The following is a 4,466-nucleotide window of genomic DNA, read 5'->3' on the forward strand; positions in this document are numbered from 1 at the left end:
CCGACGTGGCGGGCTCCGCGTCGGCCGTGCGCTGGGGTGCGGGCGGCCGGGCCACGGCCGGAGCCTGCGCGGTGTCCTTGCGGCCACGCAGCAGCCGGAGCCCGTTGGCGATGATGACGAGCGCGAACACCTCGTTGATCAACACGCCCTGGGTGAGGTTGAACGCTCCCGTCAGCGCCGCGATCACCAGCAGGAAGATGACGATCAACGACACCGTCACGTTCTGCGCGATGACGCGGTTGGCGCGCCGCGCCAGCCGCACGGTGTACGGCAGCTTGGTCAGATCGTCCGACATCAGGGCGACGTCGGCGGTCTCCATCGCGACGTCGGTGCCTGCGGCACCCATCACGACCGCGACATCGGACGAGGCCAGCGCGGGCGCGTCGTTGACGCCGTCACCCACCATGACCACCGAACCGCCCTGTGTCCGGCTCTCGCCGATCGCGGTGCTCTTGTCGTGCGGCATCAATCCGGCGCGCACCGTGTCGATGCCGACCTTGTCCGCGATCGCGGTCGCGACCCGCTCGCGGTCGCCGGTGAGCATCAGCGTGCGCTCCACACCCAGCTCACGCAGCTCGCGCACCGCCGTGGCGGTCTCGGGCCGCAGCTCGTCGGCGACGCCGAACAGTCCGAGCGTCCTGCCGTCCTCGAGCACGGCCACCGGTGTGGCACCGGCGGACTCGATCGCGGCGAGCGCCTCGGCCGTGCGGGAGTCGGCCTCGGTGTTGTCCACCCGGCCCACCGAGATCCGCCGACCATCGACGGTGGCGTCGGCGCCCCTGCCCGCGACGATGGTGGTGTCGTCGGCGGGCCGGACCGGGATGTCCCGCTCGCGGGCGGCGTGCACGATCGCCTCGGCGATCGGATGCGTGGCCGCCGCTTCCACGGCCGCGGCCAGCCTGATCAGTTCCTCGTCACTGTCCCGGTCGAGCGCGTGCACGCTGACCAGCGCCGGGCGTCCCAGGGTGAGCGTGCCCGTCTTGTCGAAGGCCACGGTGCGGACCCGCGACAGCTCTTCGAGGTAGGCACCGCCCTTGATCAGCACTCCGTCCCGCGCCGCGCGGGCGACCGCGGACACGACACTGACCGGCACGGACAGCACCAGCGCGCAGGAGCAGGACACGATCAGCACGACCAGGGCGCGGTAGAAGGCCTCCTGGAAGGTCAGCCCGAGCAGCAGCGGGCCGAACGCCGTCATCGCCACCGCGAGCGCGATCATCGCCGGCGTGTAGACGGTCGCGAACTTCTCGGCGAAGCGCTGCGCCCGTCCCCGGTTCTGCTGCGCTTCCTCGACCTCACGGATCACCCGGGCCAGCACGGTGTCCTCGTACTGCTTGGTGACCCGTACCCGCAGCGCGCCGTCCCCGTTGAGGGTGCCGCCGTAGACGGTGTCGCCCGAGACGACCTCGACGGGCATGGACTCCCCGGTCACCGCCGAGGTGTCGATCCAGGACGTGCCCTGCACGACCTCGCCGTCGGAGGGCACCCGCGAGCCGGGACGCACCAGCACGACGTCGTCGATGCCCAGCTCCTCGACCGGCACGGTGCGCACGGTGCCGTCGGGTTCGAGGCGCTCGGAGACCCGGGGCGCGAGATCCATCAGGCGCTGGATCGACCGGCGCGCCCGGTCGGCGACGTAGTTCTCCAGCACCATGCCGAGCGAGAAGATGACGACCACACACGCGGCCTCGATCACCCGGCCCAGGGGTATCGCCCCCGCCACGGCGACCAGAAGCAGCACGTTGATGGAGAAGCGCTTGTTCCGTGCCAGCGTCCACGCGTTGCGGGCCGGGAAGACAATGCCCACCGCGACGGAGATGTAGGCGAGCACCACCGGGAGGGTGGCCTCCGGCATGCGCCGGGCCATGATCTCCGAGGCGGCCATGAACACGGCCGCGATGAACAGCAGCACCATGTCGGGCCGCAGGTACCAGCGCGACTTCGTCGTCGCCTGCGTCTCCGCGGTCGCGGCGGACTGCTCGGGCGCCAGCGTCAACCCGGAAGCCGCGGCGGTGCGCAGCAGGGTCTCCTGTTCCACGCTCTCCTGCGCCTCGACCGCGAGCACGCCGGACGCGGACAGCATCCGCACGTCACGCACGCCTTCGACGCGCCGGAGCGGAGTGAGATCACTGGCGCATTCGACGCATCCTGAGATCACCCGGTACCGGCGCGTCTCGACGCCGGCCTCGGGCGGAGCCTGTTCCCCGCCCGTCAGAGGTGGTTTGGTCACGGCAGGTCACCCACCTGTTCACATCAGAGACCACGAACGTCCGGCAACGCTAAACCTTGGTGTGCACACCAAGGTCAAGCCTGCTCGCGATCTTGACTTGAACCCGAGTTCAACTCGGAGACTGACCGCTGCCGCGGGCCGCTGCCGAGGAGGGAAGTCGTGGCGTACGTGATCGTCGAGCCCTGTGTGGACGTCCTGGACAAGGCGTGTGTCGACGAGTGCCCCGTCGACTGCATCTACGAAGGCGAGCGGATGCTCTACATCCACCCTGACGAGTGCGTCGACTGCGGGGCCTGCGAGCCGGTCTGTCCCGTGGAGGCCATCTACTACGAGGACGACGTGCCCGAGCAGTGGGCGCACTACACCACGATCAACGCGGACTTCTTCGACGAGCTTGGCTCCCCGGGTGGCGCGGCGAAGGTGGGCAAGACCGCGCACGACCCGCCATTCGTTCGCGACCTGCCTCCACGCGGACAGCACGCCGACTGACCGGTCACCCGACCGGCACCGCACCACGACACCGGCCGCCACCGCGGCCGGCATCCCGCACGGACGCGGCACTTCCACGGCCGGGCCGTGCTTGCTCTCAAGGACCGAGGTGACCCATGACCGCCACAGAACCCGTGCAGTCGCTGCTCGCCGACCTCGCGCGAGCGGACATCAGGATCCGGCTGGCCGACGACGATCTCGAGGTCACCGCACCCGCCGGGACGTTGTCGGCCGCTCTGCGCGACCGGATCGTCGCGTGCAAGCCCGACCTGGTGCGCTGGCTCGCCGGAGCCGACAGCGGCCCGGACCACGAGCTGCCCGTGGTCACCGCCAATCCCTCGGCCGCGGACGAACCCTTCGCGCTCTCCGACCTGCAGACGGCGTTCCTCGTCGGCTCGGCCGAGGGGCTGGAGTATCACGTCCGGCCCCACCAGTACATGGAGTTCGACTTTCCCGACTTCGACGTCGACCGGTTCATGGCCTCGGTCAACCGCAACCTCCGGCGCCACCGCGACGACCTCGTCGTGCTCACCGAGGACATCCAGTTGCGCCGGATCGAAACGTTCACGCCGCTCGAGGCACGAGTCCACGACCTGCGCGGCCTGCCCGCCGCCACGGTCGAGGAGGAGCTGACGCGCCTGCGCGCATCGCTGCGCCGCAGGCAACTGCCGATCGACCGCTGGCCGTGGTTCGACATCCAGATCAGCCTGCGCGACCACGGTCAGGGCCGGGTGCACTGGAACAACAACAACTTCTTCACCGACGGCATCGGAGCCAGCCAGTTCCTCAAGGACATTTTCGCGCTCTACCACGACCCCGACCGCCGGCTGCCCGAACTCGAGGTCAGCTTCGGCGACTGCGTCCGCACCCTGGCCGAGATGGAGCGGTCCCCGCTCGGCACCGCGGCACGGGACTACTGGCTCGAGCGCATCCCCCACTGGCCCGACGCCCCGCCGATCCCGCTGGTGACCTCGGGCAGCCAGCGGGAACGCTCGGAGCTGAGCCGCCGCGAGTTCGTGGTGCCCGCCCAGGACTGGGTCGCGCTCACCGGCCGGGCGCGGGAACGCGGCCTGACGCCCACCACGGTCATGTACGCCGCCTACGCCCAGGTCGTGTCCACCTGGAGTGGTTCCCGCCACTTCCTGCTCAACAACATGGTCACCCACCGCCTGCCGATCCACCCTCAGATCGGCGAGGTGCTCGGCAACTTCGCCGCGCTGTACCCGCTCGAGGTGGACTGGCGCGCCGAGGAGACCTTCGAGGCGCGGGCACGCAGGCTGCGGGCCCAGGTCGACGCCGACGTCGCCCACACCCACTACAGCGGGGTGAAGGTCCTGCAGGCCCTCAACCAGCACCGCCGCACGCCGGGCCGGGCCGCGTGCCCGTACGTCATCAGCAGCGGGCTGTCGATGGGCAAGTTCCCCAGGCCCACCTACTCGATGCTGGAGACGCCGCAGGTCCTGATCGACTGTCAGTTCTGGGAGCAGTCCGACGGCACCGTCTGGGTCGCCTGGGACGTCATCGAGTCGATGTTCCCCGACGGGGTGATCGACGCGATGCACGCCGCCTTCCAGACGGTGCTGCACGAGCTGGCCACCGACGAGTCGGCCTGGCTGCGCACGCGCTTCGACCTCACCCCGGACGACCAGCTCGCGCGCCGCGCCGAGCTCAACGCCAGTCCAGCCCGGGCGACCGCGGGCCTGCTGCACGACGCGCTCGGGTTCCGTGCCGACTCCGCGGGCGACCG

At 70.4% G+C, this 4,466-nt stretch carries 3 protein-coding genes; 2 read left to right on the plus strand and 1 reads right to left on the minus strand.

All coding sequences use genetic code 11. The annotated features are described in order from the left end of the window. Positions 1-2,230: heavy metal translocating P-type ATPase (locus tag SACSA_RS20860; RefSeq protein ID WP_019812648.1), on the minus strand; the 2,230-nt coding region annotated here is incomplete at its 3' end. Between the two features lie 159 nt (positions 2,231-2,389). Between SACSA_RS20860 and fdxA the strand changes: the two genes are divergently transcribed. Further along, entirely contained in the window at positions 2,390-2,719 is a 330-nt protein-coding gene (gene fdxA, locus SACSA_RS0100600) for a ferredoxin (RefSeq protein ID WP_019812649.1), read from the plus strand. 116 nt (positions 2,720-2,835) lie between these two features. Then, positions 2,836-4,466 (plus strand): condensation domain-containing protein (locus SACSA_RS20865; RefSeq protein ID WP_019812651.1); only part of this gene is annotated, 1,631 nt, incomplete at its 3' end.

The organism is Saccharomonospora saliphila YIM 90502 (assembly GCF_000383795.1).
Taxonomy (GTDB): Bacteria; Actinomycetota; Actinomycetes; order Mycobacteriales; family Pseudonocardiaceae; genus Saccharomonospora; species Saccharomonospora saliphila.